At 71.2% G+C, this 25,463-nt stretch carries 18 protein-coding genes; 7 read left to right on the top strand and 11 right to left on the bottom strand.

Annotated features, from left to right (window positions below; genetic code table 11):
• Positions 1–679: 679 nt before the first annotated feature.
• On the bottom strand, positions 680–2,986 hold the full coding sequence (locus D5H75_RS33480) for a polysaccharide lyase 8 family protein (RefSeq protein WP_202638756.1): 2,307 nt from the start codon (positions 2,984–2,986) through the stop codon (positions 680–682).
• Between the two features lie 158 nt (positions 2,987–3,144).
• Here D5H75_RS33480 and D5H75_RS33475 point away from each other — a divergent pair, with 158 nt between their 5' ends.
• The 5 genes from D5H75_RS33475 to D5H75_RS33455 all read left to right on the top strand — a co-directional run bounded on the left by D5H75_RS33475 (position 3,145) and on the right by D5H75_RS33455 (position 8,379).
• The gene (locus D5H75_RS33475) at positions 3,145–4,248 is read left to right on the top strand and encodes a substrate-binding domain-containing protein (RefSeq protein WP_119930585.1); all 1,104 of its coding nucleotides are present in this window, start codon (positions 3,145–3,147) and stop codon (positions 4,246–4,248) included.
• Between the two features lie 108 nt (positions 4,249–4,356).
• Positions 4,357–5,649 (top strand): ABC transporter substrate-binding protein, encoded by a 1,293-nt coding sequence (locus D5H75_RS33470; protein WP_202638755.1) that lies wholly within the window; start codon positions 4,357–4,359, stop codon positions 5,647–5,649.
• Entirely contained in the window at positions 5,646–6,515 is an 870-nt protein-coding gene (locus D5H75_RS33465) for a carbohydrate ABC transporter permease (protein ID WP_202638754.1), read from the top strand. Before D5H75_RS33470 ends, D5H75_RS33465 begins: the two co-directional genes overlap by 4 nt.
• Entirely contained in the window at positions 6,512–7,402 is an 891-nt protein-coding gene (locus D5H75_RS33460; protein WP_119930584.1) for a carbohydrate ABC transporter permease, read from the top strand. The genes D5H75_RS33465 and D5H75_RS33460 overlap by 4 nt, the downstream gene beginning before the upstream one ends.
• A gap of 8 nt (positions 7,403–7,410) precedes the next feature.
• A complete protein-coding gene (locus tag D5H75_RS33455; RefSeq protein ID WP_119930620.1) occupies positions 7,411–8,379 on the top strand; it encodes a hydroxyacid dehydrogenase in 969 nt (322 codons plus the stop codon).
• Positions 8,380–8,534: 155 nt separating this feature from the next.
• Here the strand turns inward: D5H75_RS33455 and D5H75_RS42195 are convergent, their stop codons facing one another.
• The 3 genes from D5H75_RS42195 to D5H75_RS33435 are packed head-to-tail and all read right to left on the bottom strand — an operon-like array spanning position 8,535 to position 11,412.
• Positions 8,535–9,824 carry an alkyl sulfatase dimerization domain-containing protein gene (locus D5H75_RS42195; RefSeq protein ID WP_202638752.1) on the bottom strand — a complete coding sequence of 430 codons (1,290 nt, stop codon included), beginning with the start codon at positions 9,822–9,824 and terminating at the stop codon, positions 8,535–8,537.
• Positions 9,821–10,726, bottom strand: coding sequence for a bile acid:sodium symporter family protein (locus D5H75_RS33440; RefSeq protein WP_202638751.1), 906 nt, complete (start codon positions 10,724–10,726; stop codon positions 9,821–9,823). The genes D5H75_RS42195 and D5H75_RS33440 overlap by 4 nt, the downstream gene beginning before the upstream one ends.
• Positions 10,727–10,779: 53 nt before the next feature.
• On the bottom strand, positions 10,780–11,412 hold the full coding sequence (locus tag D5H75_RS33435; protein WP_242454664.1) for a TetR/AcrR family transcriptional regulator: 633 nt from the start codon (positions 11,410–11,412) through the stop codon (positions 10,780–10,782).
• A 61-nt stretch (positions 11,413–11,473) separates the two neighbouring features.
• On the opposite strand from D5H75_RS33435, the gene D5H75_RS33430 reads away from it, so the two are divergent.
• Positions 11,474–12,679, top strand: a complete 1,206-nt coding sequence (locus D5H75_RS33430; protein WP_119930581.1) for an NADH:flavin oxidoreductase — start codon at positions 11,474–11,476, stop codon at positions 12,677–12,679.
• A gap of 209 nt (positions 12,680–12,888) precedes the next feature.
• Here the strand turns inward: D5H75_RS33430 and D5H75_RS33425 are convergent, their stop codons facing one another.
• From D5H75_RS33425 to D5H75_RS33415, 3 genes are read right to left on the bottom strand one after another with little or no spacing between them, the layout of a single operon-like run.
• The gene (locus D5H75_RS33425; protein WP_202638766.1) at positions 12,889–14,607 is read right to left on the bottom strand and encodes an FAD-binding dehydrogenase; all 1,719 of its coding nucleotides are present in this window, start codon (positions 14,605–14,607) and stop codon (positions 12,889–12,891) included.
• 19 nt (positions 14,608–14,626) lie between these two features.
• The gene (locus D5H75_RS33420; RefSeq protein ID WP_119930580.1) at positions 14,627–17,644 is read right to left on the bottom strand and encodes a glycoside hydrolase family 2 TIM barrel-domain containing protein; all 3,018 of its coding nucleotides are present in this window, start codon (positions 17,642–17,644) and stop codon (positions 14,627–14,629) included.
• 40 nt (positions 17,645–17,684) lie between these two features.
• On the bottom strand, positions 17,685–18,974 hold the full coding sequence (locus D5H75_RS33415; protein ID WP_119930579.1) for an MFS transporter: 1,290 nt from the start codon (positions 18,972–18,974) through the stop codon (positions 17,685–17,687).
• 180 nt (positions 18,975–19,154) lie between these two features.
• Between D5H75_RS33415 and D5H75_RS33410 the strand changes: the two genes are divergently transcribed.
• Entirely contained in the window at positions 19,155–19,784 is a 630-nt protein-coding gene (locus tag D5H75_RS33410) for a TetR/AcrR family transcriptional regulator (RefSeq protein WP_119930578.1), read from the top strand.
• An 85-nt stretch (positions 19,785–19,869) separates the two neighbouring features.
• Here D5H75_RS33410 and D5H75_RS33405 read toward each other — a convergent pair whose 3' ends face one another.
• The 4 genes from D5H75_RS33405 to D5H75_RS33390 form a co-directional block, all read right to left on the bottom strand.
• Positions 19,870–22,305, bottom strand: a complete 2,436-nt coding sequence (locus tag D5H75_RS33405) for a glycoside hydrolase family 3 protein (protein ID WP_119930577.1) — start codon at positions 22,303–22,305, stop codon at positions 19,870–19,872.
• Between the two features lie 104 nt (positions 22,306–22,409).
• Positions 22,410–23,960 carry a sulfatase family protein gene (locus tag D5H75_RS33400; RefSeq protein WP_119930576.1) on the bottom strand — a complete coding sequence of 517 codons (1,551 nt, stop codon included), beginning with the start codon at positions 23,958–23,960 and terminating at the stop codon, positions 22,410–22,412.
• Positions 23,961–24,524 carry a PadR family transcriptional regulator gene (locus tag D5H75_RS33395; protein ID WP_119930575.1) on the bottom strand — a complete coding sequence of 188 codons (564 nt, stop codon included), beginning with the start codon at positions 24,522–24,524 and terminating at the stop codon, positions 23,961–23,963.
• A 16-nt stretch (positions 24,525–24,540) separates the two neighbouring features.
• Positions 24,541–25,428, bottom strand: a complete 888-nt coding sequence (locus tag D5H75_RS33390; protein ID WP_119930574.1) for a formylglycine-generating enzyme family protein — start codon at positions 25,426–25,428, stop codon at positions 24,541–24,543.
• Between the last annotated feature and the right edge of the window lie 35 nt (positions 25,429–25,463).

Raw genomic sequence — 25,463 nt, 5'->3', positions numbered from 1 at the left:
AGGTGCCGGGGGGGCCGGGGGACGGCGGGGGATTCGTGGACGTGTACGACGTGGTCGTGGGTGGGCGCCGGGTTCGCCGGGCTCACGGCGGCGCTGACCCGGCCGGGCGGGGGCTGCCGGGCCCCGGTGCTGGGGGCCCGGGAGCGGGTGGGCGGCCGCGCGCTCACCCGCCACCTGCCCGACGGCCCTCAGCTCGGCCTGGCGGGCAGCGGGCCGGCCCGAACCAGCACCGCGTCCTGGAACTGGTCGAGCGGTTCGGGCTGGAGACCTATCCCTCGCCGGAGCTGGGCCGTACCGTCATCGACCACGACGGGAACGACTCGGCGAGCTGCCCCCCGAGGTCATGGCGCTGCGCCGGGAGCTCCACGGGCTCAGCTGGAGGTTCCGGCCGCGGAATCGTGGCGGCACTCCCGGGCCGCCGCATGGGACGCCGTCACCCTCCACCGCACCGCCGACGAGATCACCACCCACCCCACCCTCTGACCGGCCTCCCCGGAGCCGGGGGAGGACCTTCACCTCAAGCGTTCGCTCCGATGCCCCCGGCTGGGCTTGAGCCGTATCCGGCGCAGAGGATGCGCGGACCGGGCGGGGTCGCGAGCGGGCAGGGGCGGTGCGGCGGGCGGGAGATCCACGTGCGTGGTTGAGCAGGCGCCTGAGGTGAGACCGTTCAAAGGGGCGGCTACCCGAGGCGGACCTTCACGCGGTGGGTGGCGCCTGCCGTGCCGCCCACGGCGATCTGGAGGCGGAGTGCCGCGCCGGCCTTCGCCGCGGTCACCGAGGGGTCCTTGGCGAGGACCGAGACGACGGGGCGATCCCAGGTGAGGGTTACCGACGTGGTCGTGCGGCTGGGGTCGCTCACGCAGATGGTGGCGACCGAGCCGGTCTGCCGGATGAGCACGCTGGCCGGGCGGTCGACGGTGATCGGCCCGACCGTGCCCGGGGCCCAGAAGTTCACCGCGGTGACTCCGTCGGCGGAGACACCCTGCTGGGCCTCGGTGTTGGCGAGGATCGTCAGCCAGCCGGAGTCCGCGGCGCGGGCCGCGGTCCGGGCCGCGGAGGCGCCGGGCATGAGGACGTAGGCGTACGTGGCGTTCGAGGGGTCGACGCCGTGGTCGAACCAGAGCGTCAGGTAGCGACGGGTGAACGGCTCGGGCGAGCCGGTGGGGTGGATGTCCCGCCAGGACGCGGTGCGCTCCTCGCGCTTCGCCTGGAGGGTCGCGCCGCCGGGGAAGATGTAGCCGGCCACGCCCTTCAGGTGGGCCCAGCCGGCTCCGGTCAGCGTCTCCGACCAGTCCGGCTCGGTCGGCTTGGCGATGCCGTCCACCGTGAACGGAGTGTTCCCCGTGGCGCTCAGGTTGCGGTTGTCCACGGTCGACTCGATGGCGACCCGGTCCGTGGCGGTGATCCCGGCCCCGAGGCAGACGATCGAGTCCCGCAGGCAGAACCAGGACTTGCGCGCTTTCAGCGTGCTGGAGTAACCGCTGAGGTGCTGCCCCAGCACGGAGTGCAGACCGTCGGTGGCACCGCCGGCCCAGGTGGTGGCGGGCCGCGGCTTTCCGAAGTTGCCGCCCTGCCCGTCGGCGAGCGGCTTGCGGGAGACGGTGGTGCCGGGCAGGCGGTAGGGGTCCACGGTGGGCCAGAACCCGTCGGAGTACTGACCGTTGCCGGAGGTGGCGCCCCAGTAGTAGGTCATGCCGTTGTTGGCGTGCCAGCCCCGTGGGTTCTCGCCGTTGCCGTACTCGTAGTAGCTGGTACGAGACGAGCACATGCTCACCGCGAACGCCCACCCGGCACGGCGGTGCACGGCCCTGTCCATGTTGGGGAAAATCCGGCTCTGGATGGGTTCGGGGGTGGGGGTGAGGCCAGGGTCGTTCAGGGCGCCGACGCACCGCGCCAGAGCGGGGACGTCGAGCCGCCGGTCTTCGGCTACCTCCGACCAGTAGTCGCGGACCAGCCAGCCCTTGGCCAGCCCGCGCCAGCGCGCCTCCTCCCGCGCGGAGGCCGAGCCGGCGAGCAGCAGGACCGAGGCGATGACCTCGTGGCCGCGGGTGTGGTCGTTCTGCGGGGCGGCCAGCGGATCGGCGGAGATCCCCCTGCTGACTCCGCGGCCCGACTGGCCGTCCATCATCAGCCCGTTGAAGAGGAACGGCGCGAAGGCGTTCTCCACCGAGTCGAAGATGTTCTGCCGCGCGGGATCGGTGACCGCCCAGGGGGAACCGTCGAGCCAGGTGAGCATCCGGGCGAGCCCGTCCAGGAGCACCGCGCCGTAGGTTCCCGTGTACGGGATTCGCGTGTGCTGGATCAGCGAGCCGTCGGCATAGATGCCATCGCCACTGGTCACGTAGGGGAAGACAGGCGACAGGGCGTCGCGGGCCAGGGCGAGTTTGGTGGGCGAGGCGCCCAGCGCGCCCCGCAGCGCGATCACCTTGCACAGATCCACTCGGTTGGCCCCGGTGCTGTTGCCGGTATAGGTCGCAACGGCCGAGTCGGGCACGAAGCGGTCCACCGCCGCCAGATAGCCGGGCCGGCTCTCGCCGATCAGCGCGCAGCAGTCCAGCAGCGCCAGCGGGGTCCCGATCTGCCAGTCCCACCAGTTGTCGTATGAGGTGGCCCGTTCGTTGTAGGCGCGGCCGTACAGGAAGTCGAGTCCGGCCTGAACCTCGGCCGCCAGTGTGCCCGTCAGGCCGGTGCCCGGCATGGTGTGGGCCAGCGCCATGGTCCGCAGCCGCAGATAGCTGCCGGTGATCGAGCTGGACGCGGTGCCGAGCGGGAGGTCGGGCCAGAGGGAGGTCCCGGCGGGGGTCATCGTGTCCCTGCGCCTGCGCGCCGTGTCTCCCAGCTCGGCGAGCCTCGTCGCGTACGGCTGCGCGGCCGGATCGTAGCCGGAACCGACGAGGAGGCCGGCCCAGCGTTGCCGGAGCGCCGCGAAGGGATCGCCGCCGGCGTGTGCGGGGACGGGGATGATCGCCGCTCCGGCGGTCGTCACGGCGGCAAGCTGAAGAAAACGACGTCGTTCCATGAACCGGCTCCTGGGAGGTGAGTGGTGCTCCCCGATGTCCCCGGTAACGTAGCGGTTCACATCGTTTCCTACAATGACTTGATTTCGAATGATTTCGTCTGGCGGTTGGGTGGAGGGGCGACGGCATGGTAACCGACGAGCGGCATGAGGCGATCCTTCGACTGCTGCGACTGGAAGGCTCGATCAAGGTCAGCGAGGTCGCGGAACGGCTGGGCGTCTCGGCGGTGACCGTCAGGCACGACGTGCGCGAGCTGGCCGGGCGCGGGCTGCTCAAGCGCATCCACGGTGGCGCCACCCTGCTCCAGGGACCGCGCGCCGCGGACCCCGCCCAGGCCCCGGAGGCGGACGCGCCCCCGGCCGGCACGCGGGCCGGCCAGGGCCCGGTGTTCGGCATGGTGGTACCGCACGCGTCCTACTACTATCCCGAGGTGATCAAGGGGGCGCAGGCGGCGGCCGGCGCCCGCGGGGCACGGGTGGTGCTGAGCGTCTCGCGCTACGACCTGGAGGAGGACCGGGCCCGGGTCGGGGAGCTGCTGGCCGCGGGGGTGGACGGCCTGCTGCTCACTCCGAGGTGGAACCCCGCGAGTTCGGCGGAGACCGGCAGATGGCTGGAGAGCCTGGACGTCCCGGTCATCCTGGTGGAGCGACGCGCCGGTTTCGAGTCCGGCGATGTGGAGCAGGTGGCCTCCGACCACGTGTTCGGCGCGTATCTCGCGGTCCGGCACCTCGCCCGTCTCGGTCACGAGCACGTGGCGATGCTGGCGAGGGAGGAGAGCCTGACCACGCCCTGGCTGTGCGAGGGGTACGAGCGGGCGCTGCGGAGCTTCGGCCTGCGGCGGGCGGAGCCCCGGCTGTTGCTCGGCTCGCGCGACGACGATCCCGCCGGCGTCGACGCGCAGTTGGAGGAGTTCGCCGGACTGGCCAAGGCCGAGGATGTCCGCGCGGTGCTGGTGCACAACGATTACGACGCCATCGAGCTGGTACGGCGCCTGCGCGCCCGCGGGCTCGACGTACCCCGGGACATCGCGCTCGTCACCTACGACGACGAGGTCGCCACCATGGGAGACGTACCGCTGACCGCGGTCGCGCCGCCGAAGCAGGCGGTCGGCGCCGAGGCCGTGGAACTGCTCATGCGTCGCATGGGCGAGCCCGCGGGCCCGCGCAGGCAGGTCCTGCTCCGCCCCGAGCTGCGCGTACGCGCGTCCTGTGGCGCCGATTCCGGCTCGTGATCAGAGCCGATGCCCCGCCCGTGACGTCTTCGTGATCACGCTAGCCATTGACACGAAATCGATCGCAATCGAATGATGACCGCATTCGCCAAACTGGCAGGAGCGGACATGATGAAGATCAGAACGTCGATGGCAGTGATCGCGGCCACCGCGCTGCCCCTCCTCACGGCGTGCGGAGCCACGCCGCCCGCGAAGTCCGAGCAGGCGGCCGAGATCACCCTCTGGTCGTTCGTGAAGGCCTCGGACACCGTCGTCAAGACGTTCAACGAGAGCCGCAAGGGCTTCCGGGTGAAGCTGGAGACCGTGCCCTCGGGGCCGGAGTACTACAGCAAACTGTCCAACGCCGTGAAGGCCGGGACCGTCCCCGACGTGGCCCTGGTGGAGTTCATGCGGCTGCCCGAGGTGGTCAGCACGGGGCAGTTGGAGGACTTGACCGCGAGCGCCGGCCCGCTCGTCGCGCAACGGTTCCCCGCCCAGGTGCGGAACCTCGTCGAACTCGGCCAGAAGACCTGGGCGGTCCCCAGGGACGTGGGGCCGATGATGCTTTACTACCGCAAGGACTTCTTCGCCAAGCACAAGATCGACGTCCCCGCGACCTGGGAGGAGTACCGCGAGGCGGCCGGGAAGGCGAAGAAGGCCGATCCGCGGGCACGCGCCGGCGTCTTCTGGAACAACGACGCCTCGGTGCTCACCGGACTGGCCTGGCAGGCGGGCGCGAAGTGGTTCCGCGCCGAAGGCGGCGCGTGGCGGGTCGACCTCGACGGCGAGCCCTCCCGGAAGGTCGCCGCCTACTGGGAGTCCCTGGTCAAGGACGACCTCGTCCGCCCGCTCCCGGCGCTGATGGACGCCTTCTGGCAGAGCGTGAAGGCGGGCGAGACCGTCGCCTACGTGTGCGCGAGCTGGTGCGCCGGCGGCCTGCAGGCCACGGTGCCGGACCAGAAGGGCAAGTGGGCCCTCGCGCCGCTGCCGACCTGGGACGGCAAGCCCGCGAGCGGCATGTACGGCGGTTCCGCCTTCGGCGTGCCCAAGGGCGCCAAGCACGCGGCCCAGGCCATGGAGTTCATCAAGTGGATCACGACCGACCCCGAGGGCATGAAGGCCTGGGTGTCCAGCGGCACCAGCAGCATGTTCCCCGCCGACCCGGCGCTGGTGAGCGTGGTGAAGCAGTCCTTCAAGACCGACTACTTCGGCGGCCAGGACATCTACGCCACGGGAGCGACCTCCTACGACTCGGTGCTGCCCGGCTGGACCTGGGGCCCGGCGATGGGCACCACGTTCACCTCGATCATCGACTCCCTCGGGAAGATGCAGAACGGTTCCCCGCTCTCCGGCGCGCTGACCGGAGCGGAGACGGCCACCGTGTCCGACATGAAGTCCCGCGGCCTGAGCGCCCAATCGTGATCGATCGCCGACGCGGGGCGGCGATCCTGTTCGTCGCTCCCTTCCTGCTGTGCTTCGTCGCCGTCACGATCGTGCCCCTGGCGTACGCGGCGGCGCTGAGCCTGTTCACCGAGAAGGCGTCCGGGCTGGGCTTCGGACCGGCCGAGACGGTGTTCGCCGGAGTGGACAACTACGTCAGAGCCCTGTCCGACCCGGCCTTTCGCGGCGGGTTCCTGATCATCGCGGCCTACTGCCTGGTCTACCTGCCCCTGATGGTCGGCGGGGCCCTCGTCCTGGCCCTGCTGCTGGATTCGGCCGCGGCCAAGATGAAGCGCCTGCTCCAACTCGCCTTGTTCCTGCCGCACGCCGTACCCGGCCTGATCGCGGCGATCATCTGGGTCTACCTCTACACGCCCGGCCTGAGCCCGATCGTCGCACTGCTGGAGTGGGATTTCCTGGCATCCGACCACGTGCTGCTCTCGGTGGTCAACATCGCCACCTGGGAGTGGATCGGCTACAACGTGATCATCTTCTACGCGGCCCTGCAGGCCGTTCCGCGCGAGATCTTGGAGGCCGCGACCGTGGACGGCGCGCGCGGTCTGCGCCTGGCCTTCGCCATCAAGGTCCCCATGATCCGCGCAGCGGTGGTCATGGCCGGGCTGTTCACGGTGATCGGGGCGATCCAGCTCTTCACCGAACCGAAGATCATCAACCGGGCCGCCTCCACGGTCAGCAGTTCCTGGACGCCGAACATGTACGCCCTCACGGCGGCCTTCGAGCGGCACGACTACGGCCTGGCCGCCGCCGCCTCGATGCTCATCGCGCTCCTGGGCGCGGTCCTGTCGTTCGCGGTCACCCGCGCCACAGCACGGAGGAGCTCGCGATGACCCTGGCCCTCGACCGCACGCGGACGCGCCGCCTGGCCCTGCCTTCCGTGCTCCTGTCCCGGATCGGGGTGAACGCCGCCCTCGCGCTCGCCGCCGTCTACACCCTCATGCCGCTGCTGTGGCTGGTGATGTCGGCGACCAAGGACATCGACGACCTGTTCGGCACCAACGGATTCGCTCCCGGCCGGCGCTTCGAGCTCGCCGCCAACCTGAAACGCCTGTTCGCCGCCTCCGACGGCATCTACCTGCGCTGGCTGGTCAACACGGTCGTGTACGCGGTCGTCGGCGCCGCCGTGGCCGCCTTCCTCTGCGTGCTGGCCGGATACGCCTTCGACAAGCTCGCGGTGCCGTACAAGGAGAAGCTCTTCGGGTTCGTCCTGCTCGGCGTTCTGGTCCCGGCCACCGCCACGGCGCTCCCGCTCTACCTGGTGGCGGCCGAGATCGGACTGGTCAACACCTTCTGGGGGGCCTTCCTGCCCGGTCTCGTCTTCCCCTTCGGGGTCTACCTGGGGCGGGTGTTCAGCGCCGCGTCCGTCCCCGGAGAGGTCCTGGAAGCGGTCCGGGTGGACGGCGCGGGGGAATGGCGCGCGTTCTGGAGCGTGGCGTTCCCCATGCTGCGGCCCGGCTTCGTGACGATCTTCCTGTTCCAGCTCACGCACATCTGGAACAGCTTCTTCCTGCCTCTGGTCATGCTCTCCGACCAGCGCCTGTTCCCCGTCAACCTCGGCCTCTACACCTGGAACTCCACGGCGTTCTCGCAGGGCCACCCCGAGGACTACCTGCTGGCGATCACTGGCTCGCTGATCGCCGTCGTGCCCCTCGTGATCACCTTCGTCGTGCTCCAGCGCCACTGGAAGGCGGGCATGACCGCGGGGGCGCTGAAATGATCCGCGCGATGCTGGCCATGAACCCCGCCCACCTGCGGCCGCTGTTCGGGCTGGAAGAGATCGACCGGCTCACCTCTCTCGTCGAGGTCGATCCCACCCGTGCGGTCCAGGACCTCGCCGCCGCGGACCTTCGGGAGGTGGAGGTTCTCATCACCTCCTGGGGGTGCCCGCCGATCGACCGCGCCGTGCTGAGCCGCGCCCCGCGGCTGCGGGCCGTCGTCCATGTCGCGGGCTCGGTCAAGCACCACATCACCGACGCCTGCTGGGAACGGGGCATCCGGGTCTCGTCCGCCGGGGCCGCCAACGCGGTACCCGTGGCGGAGTACACCGTCGCCGCGATCCTCTTCGCGGGGAAGCGGGTCCTTGAGATCCGCGACCTCTACCGCAGGCATCGCCGGGCCCTGGACTGGGCGCAGCTCTTCCCCGGCTTCGGCAACTACCGCCAGACGGTCGGGATCGTCGGCGCCTCCACGATCGGCCGGCGCGTGCTGGACCTCTTGCGACCCTTCGACCTCGATCTGCTGGTCGCCGATCCCTACCTGGACTCCGGTACGGCGGGAGCCCGGCTGCTCCCGCTGGACGAACTGCTGGCCGCCAGCGACGTCGTCTCCATCCACGCGCCGGAACTGCCGCAGACGCGGCACCTGCTCGACCGGGCGCGCCTCGCGCGCATGCGGGACGGCGCCACCCTGATCAACACGGCGAGAGGCTCCCTGGTGGACCTCGACGCGCTCACGGCCGAACTCGTCTCCGGGCGCCTGCACGCGGTCATCGACGTCACCGAACCCGAGCCGCTGCCGGCCGACTCCCCACTCTACGAGTTGCCGAACGTGCTGCTGACTCCGCACATCGCCGGCTCCCTGGGTGGGGAACTGCGCCGTCTGACCCGCTCCGCCCTCGGCGAGCTGGAACGTTACACCGCCGGGCTGCCCTTCGCCCACGCGGTGAGCCGGGCCGCGCTGAGCCGCTCGGCATGAACTCCCGGCCCTGGGGCGCGGACGCCGATGTACGTCACGGCGCGGCCGGCGGGGCCGTGCCGTGACGCGGCGTCATCACATGATCAGGGCGATGTGGGTTGCGGGTACGGCGAGCGTCAAGGGGCGGGTCGCCTGCCCTTGACAGGCCGCCACCCTCATGAGGAGCTCGCGCGCAGGGCCTCCACGAGCATCCTGGGCTGTCCGAGTGCCATCTTGGCCATGATCGAGGTCTCGGTGCGGGCGCGCCGGTCGAAGAGGTCGGCGTAGCAGTCCTGGGCGGCGAGGTCGGCCTGGTCGGCGAGGAAGGCCCATTCGGCGAGGTGGCAGGCCAGCCGGAGGTCGGACTCGGCGAGGGCGCGGGCGCGGGCGACGAGGGCGCCGACGCCGCCGGCCAGCCGGGCGATCTCGCGGGCCCGGTCGGCGGCGGGGGCGGGCAGGATGTTGGCGGGGTGGCCGTCCCACCAGCCACCGTACCGGCGGATCACGTTGCGGCAGATGAATTCCGGCTGGTCGTAGACCGGTTGCAGGCGGGGGTGCGCCGCCAGGCGCGGCGGGATGACGAGGGTCTCGACGATGTGGTCGGGCGCGTGCCCGGCGTTGAGACCGTCGAGGGCGTGCCGGACGATGTGCCGGAGGTACTCCGCGAGGGTGAGGAGCTCGTCGCGGATGGCCTCCACGCCGTCGACCGCGTCGCCGTGGCCCGGGATGACATGCGCGGCGCCGAGGGCGGCCATCTCCTCCGCCGCGTCCGCCCACTCCTCGGCGTACCGTTGGACCTTGCGTGGATTCCCGCAGTTCGGCAGGTAACCCGTGACGAGGTCGCCGGCGGCGATGACGGCCCGCTCGGGCGCCCACAGCCAGGTCGCGTCGTCCGTCTCGCCCTTGCCGTGGCGCAGGACGAAGCGTTCGCCGCCGACGCGGAGCTCGAGGGTGTCGCGGAAGGTGATGTCGGGCCAGAGGAAGTCCGCGGGTTCCGCCGGCCAGGCCTTGCCGTCCTCTCTGGGCCGCTGGAAGTTGATCCGCGCGTTGAGCCCGGCCGACTTCATGTAGCGCTCGTAGTGGCCGATGATGTTCTCGTGCGCGATGACGCGGGGACGCTCCCCCGCGTCCAGGAGCGCCCAGAGGCCGAAGGCATGGTCCACATGACCGTGCGTGATGACGACGGTGTGCAACGGCTTGTCGCTGCAACGCCGTACGGCCTCCAGCAGCCGGGGGCCGTCTCCCGCGCAGCCGCAGTCGACCATGACGAGGCCCTCATCGGTCTCGAACAGCCCGACGTTGACCAGCCCCGGCTGGATGAGGAAGGTTCGTGGCGCCACCTCGCGCACCGTGGTTTCCCGGGGGCCGGTGACCGTCCGCGAGAACAGGTGGGTCGCCTGCTCGACTCCGTAGTTGCCGAACGCCGTCCCGCCTGCGGATTCGATGTCGGCCTTGGTGTCAGTCACGCTGTTCTCCTCTGCGGTTCTCCGGCGGGGCCGGGGGCGGAAGGACGGCGCCGGACCAGCAGCAGGCCGAACGCCGTGGATGTGAACATGCTGCAGATGGCGTAGACCCCGACCGGCATGGCCATTTCCGGGACGCCGAGCAGCTCGGGGCTGAGCGCGATGCCCAGGGCCAGCGGGGTGTTGTGAATGCCGATCTCCATGGCGCAGGCGATCGCCTGGGGCCGCTCCACCTTCGCCAGGCGGGGGATCCAGTAGCCGGCGGTGAGGCCGATGACGCTGAAGAGGAGGGTTATCAGGCTCACAGCAGCCAGGGCGCTCTTGAGGGTGTCCAGGTTCAGGACAAGGGCGATGGGGATGAGGCTGACCATGACGACGATGGAGAGCGCCTTCACCGGCCGGGCGGCCCTGTCGGCGAGGTGCGGCCTGCGCCAGCGGGTGAGCATGCCGATGGCGACCGGCAGCAGGACGATCACCAGAACCTGCAGGGTCTCCGCGGGGTGGAGATCCACGCCCTGCCGCGCGTAGAACACCCGCAGGGCGAGCCCGACCCAGAGGGGGAGGGTGACCACGCTGACCACGGAGTTCATCGCGGTGAGAGTGATGTTGAGAGCTACGTTCCCCTTGAAGACGTGGCTGAAGACGGCCGCGCTGGGCCCGCCGGGTGACGCGGCGAGCAGCACCATGCCCACCGCCGCGCCCGGCGACGCCTCGAACAGGATGATCAGCCCGAAACAGACGACCGGCAGAAGAATCAGCTGGCAGCCGAGCGCTATGACGACCGCTTTGGGATAGACCATCACCCGGCGGAAGTCCTCCGCCGAGAGCGCGAGGCCGATACCGAGCATCACGACGGCGATGGCCACAGGCGGTGCCACGATCATCAGAGTCTCGATGCCGTCCAAGGCGGTCCACCTTCAAGTCGGGAAGGGGACGGTCGCGGTCCCCGCGGGCACGGTCAGGTGAGCCGCTCCGCGGCGGTGGGCGCGGTGAGACCCGCGGTGATGAAAGCGATCACGGTGGTGGACTCCGGCAACCGCGCAGGCGCGGCCGGGGAGGCGATCATCGGCCGCCCGTAGACCTGCAGGAGCAGGGTGAAGGTCAGTCGCCAGCGGTCGGCCACCTCGCGTACGGACAGATGCGGCAGCGCCCTGCCGAGCATGATCTCGAAGGGGGCGATGCGGAACCACGCCGCGACATTCGGCAGCCGGCCGCCGCGCAGCACGGAGCGAGCCAGGAGATGGCACAGCATGCGTCCCTTCTCGCTGCGCGAGAGTTCCTCGAAGGGTTCCACGATGGCCGCGACCAGATCTCTGACCTCGAACTTCTCCCCCTCATCCTGAGAGCGGCGGGCGACGGCCTCCATGCGGTCGCTCCACAGCGGCGCCAGCTCCCGCTCCAGCAGCGCCGCGATCAGCCCCTCCCGTGAGCCGAAGTGGTAATGGACAGCTCCGGGGTTCAGGCCCGCCTCGGCGTTGATGGCGCGGACGGAGACCTGGTCCGCGCCCTTGTCCAGGAACAGCTGTGCCGCGGCGGCCAGCAGCCGCGCCCTCGTCGAACTCTCCTCCTCGGCCATGCCGTCATTGTGCACCAACTTCAAATCGTGTTTCAATCAGTGATTGAAAGCTGCCTCAGTCGCGAGGAGGACGCCGATGAGCGAAGGTCCCGCCGCGCTGGACGTGTTCGGCCAGGCCAGGCTCGGCCCGATCACCTTGCGCAACCGGGTCATCAAGGCCGCCACGTTCGAAGGCATGACCAGGGGCGCCCAGGTGAGCGACGAGCTGATCGAGTTTCACCGGCGGCACGCCGCCGGCGGCGTGGGGATGACGACGGTGGCCTACTGCGCGGTGGCGCCCGAGGGCAGGACCGGACGCCACCAGCTCTGGATGCGGCCCGAAACGCTACCCGGCCTGCGCCGCCTCACCGAGGCCGTGCACGCCGAAGCAGCGGCCGTCTCCGCGCAGATCGGGCACGCCGGGCCGGTCGCCAGCGGCAGGTCCAACCGCGTGCCCGCGCTCGGCCCCTCCCGCTCGTTCAGGCTCCAGTCAGGCCAGGTCGTGCGCCGCGCCACCGGCGGCGACATCGAGCGCATCACTCACGCCCACGCCCACGCCGCCCGGCTGGCGATCGAGGCCGGGTTCGACGCCGTCGAGATCCACCTCGGGCACAACTACTTCGCGAGTTCCTTCCTCAGCCCCAGAATCAACAAGCGCCGGGACGAGTACGGCGGGCCGCTGGCCAACCGCGCGAAGGTCGCCCTCGACACCGCCCGAGCCGTACGCGAGGAGGTCGGCGACCAGATCGCCATCCTGGCCAAGCTCAACATGGACGACGGTGTGCCCGGCGGGCTGGGGCTGGACGAGAGCCTCCAGGTCGCCCGGTGGCTGGAACGCGACGGCAGCGTCGACGCCCTCGAACTGACCGCCGGCAGCTCCCTGCTCAACCCGATGTATCTGTTCCGCGGGGACGCACCCATCCGGGAGCTCGCGGCCGCCTTCCCCCAGCCGGTACGCCTGGGCATCCACCTCACCGGCGACCGCTTCATGCGCAGCTACCCCTACCGGGAGGCCTACCTCCTGGACAGCGCGCGGCGGTTCCGCGCCGCGCTGAAGCTGCCGCTGATCCTGCTCGGCGGCATCAGCCAGCGCGCCACCATTGACCTGGCCATGGCCGAGGGCTTCGAGTTCGTCGCGATGGCCCGCGCCCTGCTACGCGAGCCCGACCTGATCAACCGATTCCAGACCGATCCCTCCACCCGATCCCTGTGCGTCCACTGCAACAAATGCATGCCCACCATCTACACCGGCACCCACTGCGTACTCGCCGAACCGGCCGGCCGCCCCCGGCCTCCCGGTTGAGGCCGGGCTATGCGCCGCGTACATACCGCCGGGCGCTCACGAGGACGTACGGCGGAGCCGCGCTGGGTCAGGTAGCCGTCGAGCCGGGCCGCGAGCGCGCCGAAGAGCCACCGGCGACCATCACCTCCGCGGCCGGGCCCATGCACTGACGGTGGCGAACAGGGCGAGCTCACCAGTCAGCGGGGCCAAGGGGCCGTATCGTGTCGCGGCTACAGCGCCCGGGCGAGCGAGCGGCCCACGGTGCGGCCGGTGAACAGGCAGCCGCCGAGGAACGATCCCTCGAGCGCGTTGTAACCGTGCACGCCACCGCCGCCGAACCCGGCCGCCTCGCCGGCCGCGTACAGCCCTTCGATCGGCTGGCCTCGTGTGTCGAGCGCCCGCCCCTCCAGGTCGGTCTGGATCCCGCCCAGCGTCTTGCGGGTCAGCACGTGCAGCCGTACCCCGATCAGCGGGCCCGCCGCCGGGTCGAGGATCCGGTGCGGTGCGGCTACGCGCACCAGCCGGTCTCCCCGGTACCGGCGGGCGTTGTGGATCCCCATCACCTGCGTGTCCTTGGTGAACGGGTTCGCCATCTCCGCGTCGCGCTCCCGGATCTGCCGCTCGATCGAGCCGGGGTCGAGCAACGGCTCGCCGGTGAGCGCGTTCATCTTCGCGACCAGCTCGCCGATCGTGGGGGCGACGACGAAGTCCGCCCCGCGCCGCAGGAACGCCTCGACCGGAGGTGGCGCGCCCTTGCCGAGCCGGTTGCGGAGGAGCTGTCTGCGGTCCCGGTTCGTGATGTCCGGGTTCTGCTCTGAGCCGGACAGCGCGAACTCCTTCTCGACGATCTTCTGGGTGAGCACGAACCAGGAATGGTCATATCCGGCGATCGCCGGGTCGGTACGCAGGTGCTTGAGCGTGCCGAGGGTGTCGTAGCCGGGCAGCGCGGGGACCGGCAGGCGGCGGCCCAGCGCGTCGAACCACATCGACGACGGGCCGGGCAGGATACGGATGGCATGGCCCGGCCAGATCGGCGTGTGGTTCTGGACGCCCTCGGTGTAGTGCCACATCCGGTCCTTGTTGACCAGCCGCACGCCCGCCGCCTCGGCGATGTCCAGCATCCGGCCGTCGACGTAGGCGGGCACCCCGGTGACCATCGCCCGTGGCGGCCTGCCCAGCCGGGGCGGCCAGTACCGGCGTACCAGGTCGTGGTTCCCGCCGATCCCGCCGGTGGCCAGCACGACGGCCTGCGCGGACAGGGTGAACGATCCCACCGGGGTCCGGTTCGACGCCACGCCGCGCGGGCTGTCGTCGTCCGCGAGGACGGTGCCCGCCACTCCGGTGACCCGGCCCGAGGTGATCACCAGCTCGTCGACGCGATGGCGGTACAGCAGGGTCATCCGGCCGTCGGCCGCGGCGGCGCGCACCCGATCGGCGAACGGCTCGCTGACCCCGGTGCCGGTGCCCCAGGCCACGTGGAACCGCGGCACCGAGTTGCCGTGCCCACCCGCGGTGCCCGCGCCGCGCTCGGCCCAGCCGACGATCGGCGTGAAGCGCAGGCCCCGCTCGATGAGCCAGGATCGCTTCTGCCCGGCGGCGAACTCCACGTACGCCCGGCCCCAGCGTGCCGCCCACTCGTCCTCGGGAAGTTCGCCGTCCAGACGGTCCCACCCGGCGCTGCCCTGCCAGTCCTGCCAGGCGAGGTCGAACGAGTCCTTCACGCCGAGGCGCCGCTGCTCGGGGGTGTTCACCAGGAAGAGGCCGCCGAAGGACCAGTAGGCCTGGCCGCCGAGGTTCGCCGCGTTCTCCTGGTCGACGAGCACCACGCGCCGACCGGCCCGGATCAGCTCGTCGGCCGCGACGAGGCCGGCGAGCCCGCCGCCGACGACAACGACATCAGCGTCCACGTGTGTCTCCTTCTCCTGCTTGGCACCGACCGCGTCGGCCATGTCGTCCATGTCGTCCACGTCAGCTCGCTGCCGCACCCAGCCACCACGTCCAGGAATACGACCCCGCGCCGACGCGATACCGGGTGGGCAGATCGGGCCCGACCGAGGCGGTACCGACGCCGCGATGCGCGACGTCGAGATGCACGACCGTCTCCGCCCGGGGCCTGAGCCGCCATACGTGCGTGGCCGAGGCGAGATCCGCCGTGGTCACGTGGGCCACGTTGAGCTGCATCGGCCGGTCCGCGTCCAGTGTCAGGGTCGCGCCGTCGTCGCGGGTCAGCTCGGCGTGCACGACGCCGGTGCGCCCTCCGTTCTCCTGCGGCCGGATGTACGGCACGGCCATCTCCGCCACCCTCGCCGACCATCGGCCGGTCAGCGCGGACGCACGCCGGTCGGGATAGCACTCGTGCGGCCCGTCGCCCACCCACGTCACCCGGTCGAACCCGGCGGCAGTCGTCATCTCCACACCGACCCGCGGAATGTCGGTCAGCGTGGCCGGGATTTCCACATGTTCGTCCACACGCAATCGTCCGTCGCGTTCGACGGCGATCGCCTGTTCGTGCTCAATGACATGACCGGTCGCCGTGACATACCGTGCCCGGACGAAGGTTCGGCCGCGGCTTTCGCCGACGGCCACGAGCTCACGACGTACGTCGGCCAGACCGGTGGCCGCCAGGCGTCCACGCACGAACCGGGATCGGTCGTTGTCGGTGAGGGCGCGCCAGAAGGCCAGGCGCGGTCCTTGGGACAACAGGGGGTGCACCAGAAGGCCTTCGCCGTCCAGTTCGAGCCCCGCTGGGCGAGCGCCCATGGGCACGATTCCCGGCAGATCCGCTCGTGGTTCGGCGACCACCACCTGCTGCACGCTCAACTCGGCGCCGGCCGGTGCCCACCGCTCGTCCTTCGCGGTGCTGACCTCGAAGCGCACCGCGAGCACGCCGTCGTGCCCGGCGATCGTCTCGACCAGCGCCCGGGGCAGCGCGACACGCGCGCTCGCGCCCGCGGCCAGCGGCGGAAGGGGAATCTCCACCGCCTGCCCGGTCCCGGTGGCGGTCACGACGCGCGCTGTGAGCCGTAGATCGTCGAGCGCGGCGAAGGATCGCTCGTTGCGCACCTCGACAGCGCCGTCGCGCACATCCGCAGCGGTTCCGGCGACCCGCAGGGGGGCGAAGACGTGTCGGAGTTCGAACATCGCCGGATGCGGCGTGCCGTCGGGGAACAGCAGACCGTCGAGACAGAAGTTCCCGTCATTCGGTTCGTCGCCGAAATCCCCGCCGTACCGATACCTCCCGTCGCCGTCGGGGTCGAGGCCGTGGTCCCACAGTTCCCACACGAACCCGCCCTGCAGACCCGGTGTCGAGCGGATCACCTCCCAGTACTCGTCGAGGGATCCGTTGGAGTTGCCCATCGCGTGCTGGTACTCGGACATGATCAGCGGCCGGTCCGAGCGCGGGTCGGCTCCGTACGCGCGCAGGGCCTCGATCGTCGGGTACATCGGGCACACGATGTCGGTCTGACCGTGCCCGCCGTACCAGTCCGCCGAGATCGCGCCCTCGTAGTGCAGCGGTCTGGTCGGGTCGAACGCGCGCACCCAGGCCGCGACGGCGTCGTGGTTGGGCCCGCTGCCGGTCTCGTTGCCGAGCGACCAGGCGATCACGCTGGCGTGGTTGCGGTCCCGCAGGACCATGCGAGAGACGCGATCGACGAAGGCGCCCAGGTAGCGGGGATCCCGGCACAACGCCGAGGCGTACGCGTGCCCCTCGATGTTCGCCTCGTCGATGACGTAGAAACCGTACTCGTCGGCGAGATCGAGCAGCGCCGGGTGGGCGGGGTAGTGGGAGGCGCGGATCGCGTTGATGTTGTGGCGCTTGAGCAGCTCGAGCTCCGCGGCGATCTGCTCCGGGACCAGCGTCCGGCCGGTACGCGGGTGGAAATCATGCCGGTTGACCCCCTGGATCCAGACGCGCCTGCCGTTGACGAGGAGGTCACGCCCGACGATCTCGACCCGGCGGAACCCCACGCGCAGCGTGGTCGCGTCCACCACGGTGCCGTCCTCGTCCACCAGCTCGATCGCGATGTCGTGCAGGGTCGGCTGCTCGGCGTTCCACGGCGTCACACCGGGGGCGGGGATGGTCACCGCAACCCGTCTGGCAGGTGCGGGGAACATCGCCGCGGAGATCATCTCACCGGCCGCCGCCAGCGGGGCGGGGACCGCGATCCCCGCGGCGCGCCCGCTGTAGAGGCCGAAGAGGTCGACCTCGGCGAGCTCGGCGGGGATCTCCAGCTGCTCGGAGGGCACCGCGCGCGGACGCCGCATGGGGACGGGCTCCTCCACGGCCGCGCCGAGTGCGTGGACCCGCACCCGCCAGGTCGCCGCGGAGGTGGCATCGCGGCTGCCGAGTTCGGCCGTGACGGTGAGCGTCCCGTCTCCGGTCCCAGGGTCGTAGTCGGCCACCGCGTGCACGTCGGCCAAGTACGTCGCGGGGGTGGTGTACAGATACACCTCGCCCGTGAGGCCCGCGTGCCACCACTGATCCTGATCCTCGAGGAAACTCGCGTCGGACCACTTCACCACGGTGAGAAGGAGCTCGTTGCCGCCGGGGCGCAGGTGATCGGTGAGGTCGAACTCCGCGGCCAGCCGGCTGTCCTTGCTCGCACCGACTTCGCGGCCGTTGAGCCGCACCAGCAGGACGCTTTCCGCGGCGCCCACGTGCAGCACGACCCGGCGGCCCGTCCATCGCGGGTCGGCCTGGAACACCCGGCGGTAGACACCGGTCGGGTTGCGCGTCGGCGTCGAAGGCGGATACTCCGGGAACGGCATCGTGACGTTCGTGTAGTGCGGTGAGTCCCCGATCCGCTGCATGGTCCACGCGCCTGGCACCTCGATCGGCCGCCACCGGCCGGAGGGACGCCGGCACGGATCGTCCAGGAGCTCGAACCCCCACTCCCCGTTGAGGCGGACACGCTCACCCCGCCGCACCGCGTGCATAGGCTCGCGTCCCACGGAGGTGGACTCCGGGCTGTTCCACAGGTTCATGCGCTCCTCCAGGAAGTCACGTGGTCGCGGAGAGCCGGGGTCACCGTACGGCCTTGACCGGCAGAACGGCGAGTCCGCCCAGGACCCCGAACACCGCCCCGACGGGGAAGAGCGCCGCGTAGCCGCCCGAGGCGATGACGATGGCCCCGGCCATGGCGGGGGCGAGCACCTGCGGCAGCGACTGCGCCATGTTGACGATGCCGAGGTCCTTGGCGAACGAGGCCTTCGACGGGAGCACTTCGGAGATCAGCGCGGTGTCCACCGCCTGGAAACAGCCGAAGCCCAAGCCCGCGACGCCGGCCATCAACAGAATCCCCGTGGTCGAGGGCAGGGCGAGCGGGATGAGCATCGCCCCGCCGACGACCGCGGCGGAGACGAGCACGAAGATCTTCCTGCGGCCGAGGTGATCGGACAACCGGCCGCCGATCACGGTGGTCACCAGCAGCCCGCCCAGCGCGGCGGCCCCCATGGCGGGGAGAACCGTGATGGCGTCAGCGCCGAGCCCGATGTAGTCCTGCAGGATGTACAGCTTGTAGCCGACGACGATGTGGTAGCCGAGGTACAGCGACAGCCGGCTGCCGAAGGCCCAGGCGAAGTCGGGATACTTCCGCGGGCTGACCCAGAACGCGCGGAGGAACTCGCGCGGCGTGAGCGACTTCACCTGCTCGTCCGCGCCGGACCGGTCGGGATTGAACACGACGAAGAGGACCAGGCCGAGGACGCCGATGCCGGCCAGCAGGGTGTAGGCCAGCGGGATGTGGTCGGAAAGGGATGCGCCATAGATCTGCCCACCCAAGGACCCGAACATCGCCCCGAGGCCCAGCGCCGCGGCGAACGTCCCGCGCACCGAACGCGGCACCCGGTCCGGCAGCACCGCGCTGAGCGGGCCCTGCGCGAAGTTGAAGCCGATCTGGACGCACACCCAGGCGATCACGAAGTGCGCCAGGGTGTGCGCCAGTGACATGCCGATCAGGGACAGGCCGCCGACGAGCCCGCCGAAGATCAGCCACGGCGCGCGCCTGCCGAACCGGCTGCGCGTCCGATCGGAGATCGCGCCGGCGATGGGCTGGGTGAGCACGGAGGCGATGGCCCCGACCGTGGTGATGATCGCGAGATTCGCCGCCTTGTCCTCCTCTCCCAGCGACCGCTGCACCTGCAGCGCCATGAGGACTGACGGCACCGCGCCCCAGACGAGGTAGATCGACATGTTCGCCGGGAGCACCCAAGCCAGCAGCCGCCGCAACGGCCCCCGGATCGGGGTCTTGCCCTCCATCGTGCCGTCGATGACAGAGGCGCCGGGCTCGGCGGGGGGCGGCGATGACGTCGTCATGACGGCTTCCTTGGGTCGGCAGGTCGAGAGCAAAACCGTACAGTGCACGGTTTCTTGGGGACAAGCCTCTGAACGGCTCTGCTTCGGCGTGCGCCGGGCGATCACCGGCGGGTATTAGGCTTGCTGGCGCATCAGCGACGAAGCGAATCCGCCGGGCGGCGCGGTCAGGAATGGGGATCGATGAGCGCGCAGGGCTCCTACGCCAAGGGCGTCGCCAAGCGGGAGGAAATCCTCCGCGCGGCGTTGGACGTCTTCGCCCAGGAGGGCTATCGGGGCACCTCCCTGCGCGAGATCGCGCGGAAGACCGGCATCAGCCTGACAGGTGTCATGCACTACTTCGACTCCAAGGAACACCTGCTCACCGAGGTCCTGCGCAAGCGTGACGAGGTCAATGCCGCCTACTGGGATCAGGCGGAGCTCGACCCCGTCGAGCGGCTCGTCGCCGTGATGGAACACAACGCCTCGGTGCCTGGCCAGATCGAGCTCCACGCGACGCTCGCCGCCGCGGCCGCCGACCCCGCCCACCCGGCCCACGGCTACATGGCCGCGCGGTTCGTCACCGTCCGCGGGCGCATCGCCGACGGCATCCGCGAGCTGCAGGCCGACGGGCGGGCCCCGGCGGACCTGGACGTGGAGGCCACCGCGATGATGATCGTCGCCGCGCTCGAAGGCCTCCAGCTCCAGTGGCTCGCCGATCGCAGCATCGATCTGGCCGAGCAGACCCGGCGCGCGTGCGCGGCATTCGCGCAACCTGCCGCGGCCTGTCCGGCCGCGGGCCCCGGGCTCGTCCGCCGGCCTCGGCGGTCCTGACCGGCGGAGCGGGCCCCGGCGTGGGCGCCGGGGCCGGGCGGGGCGGGGCGCGGGCCGCCCTCGCCCGCCCCGCGAAACACCCGTCCTACGCGCCCGATTCCGGGTCTATGAGGACAGACGCGGCCAGGAGGTCATGGGCCGCGCTGCGGGAGGCGTGGACCAGGTACGGTCCCGCGGCCTTGCTCCACCTGTTCTCCTCCGCGTCCCAGACCTGGAAGGCCCGCGGGGCGAGCGCGATCTCCGCCTCGACGCCCTCACCGGGATCGGCGGTGACGGTCGCGAAGCCGACGAGGCGGCGGGCGGGCCGGTCCTCGGCGGCGCCGACGGGCGCGGCGTAGATCTGCACGGTCTCGCGCCCGGGCCGGGACCCTGCGTTGCGCAGCCGTACCCGAACCCGCTCGGCCGTGGCGTCCATGTCCTCATACTCCCAGGTGGTGTAGCCGAGGCCGTGGCCGAACGGGTAGGCGGGGGCGACCGGGTGGCGATCCCAGGCCGGATAGCCGATGAAGAGCTCCTCGTCGTACCGCAGGATCCCGCCCTCGGGCGTCACCGTGCTGACGGGCGCGTCGGCGAGCGCGGCGGGCCAGGTGGTGGGCAGGCGGCCACCCGGCTCCTGGACTCCCAGGAGCACGTCGGCGAGCGCGTCCCCGCCCTCCTGCCCGGGGAACCAGGACAGCAGGATCGCCGCGACCTCGTCGCGCCAGGGCATCTCGACCGGGGCGCCGGAGTTGACCACCACGATCGTCCGCGGGTTGACCGCCGCGACGCGGTGGACGAGTTCGTCCTGGCGGCCGGGCAGCCTCAGGCCGGCGCGGTCGAAGCCCTCGCTCTCCTCGGCCTCCGTGGTCGCGACGACCACGATCGCGGCGTCCGCCGTCCGCGCGGCGGCGACGGCCTCCTCGATCAGCGCCTCACCGTGCCCGCCAGGGGGCCGATGGGCCAGGGCGAAGGCCACCCCTTCGACAGGGCCGTAGGACATCTTGGGCTCCGCCGCCAGCAGGCTCACGGTGACCGGCCGGCCCTTCTCCAGGCTGATCGAGCCGCGCTCGACCGGGCGGCCGGTGAGCGCCTCCAGCGGGTCGCCGTTCTCCGGACGGTGGACGCCGTCGAACAGGACCGTGCCGTCGACCACCAGGCGGAAGGCTCCGATACCTTTGGTGCCGAAGTGGTGCGTGCCGCTCTCCTCGGGCGTGTACACACCGGTGATCTCCACCGAGTCGAGTGCCTGGAAGCCGACGCCGCCGGGCAGGGACGAGGCCATCCACCGGATCCGCCCATCGCCGAGCGCCTGGTCGGCGAGCACGGCGCCGTGCGCGTCACGCAGGACGCCACGCAGTTCGAAGCCCTGCCCGGCCAGCGTCAGTCCGTCGTGCGGATCGGCGCCGGCCGAGTAGACGAGCCGGGGGAGCGCGGCGCCGAGCGCGTCCAGGGGGCTGACGACCCGGCCGGGGAAGACGGTGGCGGAGCCACCGCCCTGGATGCGCGCCTCGCGGGCCGCGCCGCCGATGAGCGCGACCCCGTCACCGGGTGCCGGGGTGAGCGGCAGGGCGCCGCCCTCGTTGCGGAGCAGGACGAATGAGCGGCAGGCGATCTCCTTGGCCAGCCGCCTGCCGTCGATGTCGGCGGGAAGCGCGTCCGCGGCCACTGCGGGTTCGGCGCCGTCGAGGAGCCCGGCGCGGGCCGCGAGCCGCAGGACGCGCCGGACGGCCTCGTCCACCGTGGCTTCGGCGACGTGGCCGGCGCGTACGGCAGCGGCGAGGGCGGGTCCGAAGACGGTCAGCGGGCCGGGCATGGCGATGTCCAGGCCGCCGGTTATGGCCCGTACCGTGTCGCGGGCCGCCAGCCAGTCCGACACCACGACGCCGTCGAAGCCCCACTCTCCTCGCAGCACCTCGACCTGGAGCCGGTGATGCTCTGTCATGGTGGTGCCGTTGACCTGGTTGTACGCGGACATCACCGCCCACGGCCGGGCTGTGGCGACGATGTGCTCGAACGGGGCGAGATACAGCTCGCGCAGCGCGCGCTCCGACAGGCGGTTGTCGACCGTGAAGCGGTCGGTCTCCGCGTCGTTGGCGACGAAGTGCTTGACCGTGGCGCCCACCCCGCCGTCCTGGACACCCATCACATAGGCGGCGCCGATCTCGCCGGTCAGGTACGGATCCTCGGAGTACGCCTCGAAGTGCCGTCCTGCCAGGGGCGAGCGGTGGAGGTTGACGGTCGGGGCGAGCAGGAGGTGCACGCCCTTCCTGCGCGCCTCCTGGGCGAGGAGCAGGCCGGCCCGTCTGGCGAGCCCGGGGTCCCAGGCGGCGGCCAGCGCGGTCGGGCTGGGCAGGGCGAGCGCGGGGTCGGCCGCCGTATAGGCGGTGCCCCGGACGCCGATCGGGCCGTCGGACATGACCAGGGAACGCAGGCCTATCTCGGGCAGGGCCGGCAGCGACCACAGGTCCTGGCCCGCCAGCAGGCGCGTCTTGGCGTCCAGGTCGAGGCGGGCGAGCGCGCGCTCGACGATGTGCTGTTCCAAAGGGGGTGACTCCTGGGTCTCAGCGCCGACGGAAGCGGGGAGGTCGATGTCGGTGAAGGCGTGCGTGCCGCCCTGCTGGGATGATCCGTGCGTCCGCGCCGTGTTCACCGCGGCCCTTGCATGATCTCGGTCCAGCGCCTGCGCAGGTAGGCGGTGCGGGGCTGGTCCGGCGCGTGCCAGGACACCGGCACCGTCAGCGCGGCCAGCCGCTCCTCCAGGTCGTCGGCCAGGTGGGCGCGCCCGGTGTCGCGCAGGTGCCGCGCGTAGCGGACGGGGTCGTTGTAGTAGGTCGGGCCGGTCTGCAAAGTGGCCTGCATGGGGTCGGGCAGCGCGCCGGGCCTCCCCGCGTAGGTGTGCCACCACTCGGCGAGGTGGGCCCGCATCCGGTCGGCGAGCTCGGGCTCTTCCGGGAGCAGGTCACGGGTGAGGTGGGGATCCTCTGTCACGTTGAACAACTGCTCCCACTCCGCCCGGAAGCACCCGGGGTGGTAGGTGCGGATGTAGAGGTGGTCGCGGGTGCGGACGGCGCGCTGGTAGGTGTGCGCGCCGTGGCCGAAGACCAGGTAGTCGCGCGAGCCGAGCTCCTGTCCGCGCACCGCGGGGGCGAAGGTGTCGCCCTGCCAGCCGGGGGGTGTCGGCAGCCCGAGCAGGTCGCACAGGGTCGGGGCGAGGTCGATGTTGTAGAGCAGGCTGTCGTTGCGCCGGCGTTCCTCGGGGAGGTCGTCGGTGAGCCCGGGCCAGTAGACGACCAGCGGCAGCCGGTGGGTGGGCTCGTTGGCCAGCCCGTGCTCGGCGTAGGACCCGTTCTCACCGAAGGACTCGCCGTGGTCGGCGCTGACGATCACCGCCGTGTCCTCCGCCAGGCCGAGCTCTTCCAGGGTGCGCATGAGCAGGCCGAGGTGGTGGTCCCAGTAGGCGATGGCGCCGTCGAAGCCGTTGATCAGGTGCTCGAAGTCGGCTCGCGAGGTGATCGCGTCCGGCATGTTGTGCGGGACGGGCGACGTGCCGGGCTCCGACGCGTAGTGCAGGTCCAGGGCGCTGCGCGGGCCGTACACCTCGCGATGCGCGGCGATGGTCTCCTCGTCCGGCCAGGCTTGCACGGGGCCACTGGCGGCCATCCGCTCCGTCCACTCCACCGGCTGGGTGTAGTTGGTGTGGGGTTCCCAGTAGGTCAGGTGGAGGTACCAGTCGTCCTGGTCGGCGTGGCGCTTGATCCAGTCGATGGCGGCGCGGTTGATGTCGGCCGCGTCCTCGTCGCCCCAATTGCCCGAGGCCCGCACGCTCTCCCGGAAGTTGCCGTGGAAGTAGTACGCGCGGTGACGCTCGGCGAAGACCGAGATGGCGGCCGTGTAATAGCCGGCCAGTTGCAGGAGCTGTCCCAGCAGCGGCCGGTCGGGCTCGGGGCCGTGCCCGGCGTCGAGCCGGAACTGGGCCGCCGGGCCGAAGTGGCCGATCACTCCGTTGGTGATGCCGAACTGCCCGCTGGTCAGCGCGGTGCGCGAGGGCATGCAGGGCGAGTCCGAGCAGTAGTAGCGATCGAAGGTGACGCCCTTGTCCGCCAGCTTCTGCAGGTTGGGAGTGGTGGGGCGGTGATAGCCGTAGGGGGTGGTGTGATCGGCGCGGAGAGTGTCGACGTCGACATAGATGATGCGCATTCAGGACCTTCTGCTCGCTTCGAGACGGTTGAGGGTGAGCTGGAGCCAGGCAACGTAGGAGGCGGTGGAGGCGTAGCCGTGCTCGTGCGCCAGGGTGTGGATCTGCCTCGCCCAGGCGGGATCGAGCTCGGGGATCTCCGCCTCCTGCGACTCGAACAGGGCGAAGGTGGGGTTCAGGTCGTGTTTCTGGCGGTACTCCAGCTCGGTCCGCACGACGGAGATGGCGATCTCCGGATCGAGCTGGCCGCCGAAGACGAAGCGGATCTTGAAGTCGGGGTCCATGGGCCGTGAGGACGGCTCGTACGGCGAGCGGGCCCAGTCCAGCAACGCCTGCTTTCCGGCTTCCGTCAGCCGGTAGATCTTGGCGTCGGGGCGGCCGTCACGCGGGTCGACGTCGAACTCGACCCAGCCCTTCTCCACCAGGGCGGCCAGGCGCCGGTAGATGTGCGGGAGCTGGACGCGGAAGCCGATGTAACGGCCCGGCCCCTCCATCCACCGGCGCAGGTCGTAGCCGGCGAAGCGGCGCAGGGCGAGCATCCCGAGGATGACGTAGTCGATATGCATGATCTCACCTATGTACCTAGGAACTTAGCGCACAACGGAAGCCCGCGTGTCCGCTGGCGGCGTCCGCCGTGTTGGCGCTGCGCGCGGCCACCCGGTAGCGGTTGCAGTACGACTCGTGGCACAGGTACGAGCCGCCCCTGATGACCCGGGATGAGCCCCAGGCGTCGGCGCACCACTCCCAGACGTTGCCGGAGGTGTTGTACAGCCCGAACCCGTTGGGCGGGAAGGCGTCGACGGGCGCGGTGCCCCGGTAGCCGTCGGCCGCGGTGTTCTTCACGGGGAACCGGCCGCGCCAGATGTTGCAGCGGTATTCCCCGTCCGGGTCGAGCTCGTCCCCCCATGGGTATCGCCGCTGCTCCAGGCCCCCGCGTGCGGCGTACTCCCACTCGGCCTCCGTGGGCAGTCGCTTGCCGGCCCAGCGGCAGTAGGCCTGGGCGTCGTTCCACGAGACGTGCACGACGGGGTGGTCGCCGCGGCCGTCCAGGTCGCTGCCCGGGCCTTCCGGCCGGTCCCAGCGCGCCCCCGTGACCCCGCACCACCAGGGGGTGCTCTCCGGCCGCGGCGAGGCCCGGCGCAGCGAGGATGGCAGGAACCCGGCGAACACGTACGACCAGCCGATGCGCTCGGCCTCGGTGACATAGCCGGTGGCCTCGACGAACGCCGCGAACCTGGCGTTGCTGACGGCGCAGGCGTCGATGAGGAACGGCTCGACCCGCACCGGCCGCACCGGTCCCTCGCCGTCCTCGGGGAAGCCCTCGGCGTCGTCGGAGCCCATGAGGAACTCGCCGCCCGGGAGCGCGATCATGCCGTCGAGATCGCTTTCGGCGGCGGACGGGGGCGGATCCGGCGCCACGGGGAGGCCGCCGGGTCCCGGCGGCGCGCAGCAGGGCCTCGGCTCACGCATATCGGCTCCCTATAGGACTTGACCCATAGTTTCCT

The organism is Bailinhaonella thermotolerans (genome assembly GCF_003594875.1).
GTDB lineage: Bacteria > Actinomycetota > Actinomycetes > Streptosporangiales > Streptosporangiaceae > Bailinhaonella > Bailinhaonella thermotolerans.
The sequence above is the reverse complement of the archived record's forward strand: the minus strand, read 5'-3'. Positions and strand labels throughout refer to the sequence as shown.